Consider the following 2696-nt stretch of genomic DNA (forward strand, 5'->3'; position numbering starts at 1 on the left):
CCGACGGAACAGACGTTGCCGATCATCGCGGTTTCGACCACGTCGGGAACCGGCTCTCAAGTCACTCAAGTGGCGGTTGTGACGAACACTGCGAAACGAGACAAATCCGCGATTTACAATGCTATTATTTACCCGCGGGTGGCGATTGTGGATCCCGATTTAATGCGGACGGTTCCTGAGCATATCACTGCCTCGACCGGCTTCGATGCGTTCGCCCACGCCTTCGAGAGCCTGCTACATCCAAAGGCCTCACCCTATACCGACATGATGGCCCGAGAAGCCATTCAGCTGATCGTGCGGTATCTGCCCCAGGTAGTGAAGAATGGCTCCGACCGGGAAGGGCGCGCTGCGATGGCCTGGGCGGACACGTTGGCCGGTTTGTGTATCGCCAACGCGGGTGTTACTCTACCGCACGGTATCGGTATGCAAATTGGCGGGATGTATCCCCATGTTATGCATGGGGAAGCGCTGGCACTGAATTATCCCGCTTTTACCCGTTACACTTATCCGCATGCTATAGGCCAGTTCGCTACAGCAGGCAGGTTCTTAAATCCAGGTCTGGAGGGTAAAAGCAACGAAGCCGCGGCGGAGAAGGCCTGTGATGAGATTGACAAGTTTCTGAAGGAAATCGGTATGTGGTTCGGCCTGGCGGATTTCGATATTCCCCGGGAAGAATTACCGGAGCTTGCCGAACAGTCCCTGGTATTGCCGGACAATGGGAACAATCCGCGGGTCGCTACTGCAGACGAAGTGAAAGGACTGCTCGAGCAATCCTATCGTCGGTAATAGATTGGATTTAGCTGTATAAATACCCTGAGTTTTTTCATTATATCTGGTACAGGAATCGGGGGCGGGTCAACCCGAGAAGCCTAACTTTAAAGGTGGTCCAAAGAATAGCGGCAGATCAGGATAAGGCCAGCGTATCCGATATATTTCCGGCTGACGGCCGATTTCAGTCCTGGGAGGCAGGCTTTTCGCAGGCGAGTGATCAAGCATCATAGTCGTTGATTGCTATGTAGAGCAACATCCACTATCGCTTTGGTACAATAATAGTATTTTGGCGATGAATACAACTAAGAAGCCCGGCGTTGTCACTATCTTGATAATGCCGGGCTTCCAGATTCTGGAATAGCAGTGGGAGATTTCCCTATTCTTCCACTTCTTCCACTTCTTCCGCTGCCTCTTCTGTTTCTATTGCGCCCTCTTCCTCAGCTGGTTCAAAGCGGCCACCCAGATGCTTGGCCAGGAAGCGCTCTGCGGCGGCATAGAACTTGAGCCGGTTCTCGGGTCGCGCGAAACCGTGACCCTCATCCGGGAAGAGGAGGTATTCGTACTCTATGCCTTTCTCCTCCAAAGCAGCCACAATCTGCTCCGATTCGGCTTGCTTCACGCGGGGATCGTTGGCTCCCTGAGCGATGAGCATGGGAACCTTGATCTGGTCCACCTTGAACAGCGGAGACCGGGATTCCAGAAATTCCTTTTCGGTATCAGGATTCCCAACCCGCTGATGGAACATCGCCAGATAAGTGGACCAGTAAGGCGGGATGGATTTGATCAAGGTCACCAGGTTGCTCGGGCCGACGATATCAACCGCGCAGCAGAAGAGGTCGGGGGTGAAAGTAGCTCCTACCAAGGCGGCATACCCGCCGTAGGAGCCGCCATAGATAGCCACCTTGTCCGGGTCGGCATAACCCTCATCGATAGCCCAGTTAACGGCATCCACCAAATCGTTGTGCATTTTGGCACCCCATTCCCTGTCGCCGGCATTCAGGAGCTCTTTCCCGTAGCCGGATGAGGCCCGGAAATTCACCTGCAGGCAAGCGTAATCACGGTTGGCGAACCACTGGGCTTCGCCATTGTAGCCCCAGGTATCCCGACCCCAAGGACCACCATGAACATTCAGAACGGTCGGCAGATCCCTTTTGGGTTTGCCCGGTGGGAAAGTGATATAACCGTGTATGGTCAGACCATCCCTGGACGTGAACGATATCGGCTTCATGGCAGCCAGTGTAAAGTCATTCAATTCGGGTCGATGATCAAACAGAAAGGTACCTTCGTGGGTACTCCGATCATAGGCCCAGTAGGATACCGGACCATTGTCTTTGGTAAAGCTCGCCAGCCAGGTATCATCAGCATCGTCCCGATTGGTGACGTAGTAATCGCCATGATCCAAGCGGCTGATCCTGCGGAAATCATCCCGAATGGACTCGTCAAGGACCGTCCACTCATTCCGCGCACGATAGAACGATACGGCCTGGATTGTATAATCATCGGGATGGACCAGGATACCGCCCACGTCATAGATGGGGTCTTCAGCGATTACTTCCAGCTCAGCGTCGGCCAGATGCAGTCTGATAAGACGACCGGCGTTGGCATCACGGGAATCAATCATGTAGAGATACTGATCATCTTTGCTGAAAAGAATCGGGTAACTGGTCAGGGCGTCTTCCGGACCCCAAGTGAGGGTCTTCTCCCAATCAGACTGTTCACTCTCCCGGATCAGCAAATCGAAGCCACCATCGGGCAGGGATACCAGCGCCCCGCGGACCTTAAAATGGGTATCGGTCACCCATTCGGCCACGTTACCGGGGTTTTTGGCCACCATTTCCAGATCCCCGGTCAGCAGATCGAGATGATACACATCATGAACCTTCGGATCCTCTTTATTCATGGCAATGAGCAGTTCATTGGGAAAG

At 53.7% G+C, this 2696-nt stretch carries 2 protein-coding genes; one reads left to right on the forward strand and one right to left on the reverse strand.

Annotated elements, in window-relative coordinates; all coding sequences use genetic code 11:
* Window positions 1-786: iron-containing alcohol dehydrogenase (locus tag ACETWG_05465; GenBank protein MFB0516037.1), on the forward strand; the 786-nt coding region annotated here is incomplete at its 5' end.
* Window positions 787-1147: 361 nt separating this feature from the next.
* On the opposite strand, the gene ACETWG_05470 is transcribed toward ACETWG_05465, so the two are convergent.
* On the reverse strand, window positions 1148-2696 hold a 1549-nt coding region (locus ACETWG_05470), incomplete at its 5' end, for an alpha/beta hydrolase family protein (GenBank protein MFB0516038.1).

It is taken from the genome of Candidatus Neomarinimicrobiota bacterium (assembly GCA_041862535.1).
Classification (GTDB): Bacteria; Fidelibacterota; Marinisomatia; order SCGC-AAA003-L08; family TS1B11.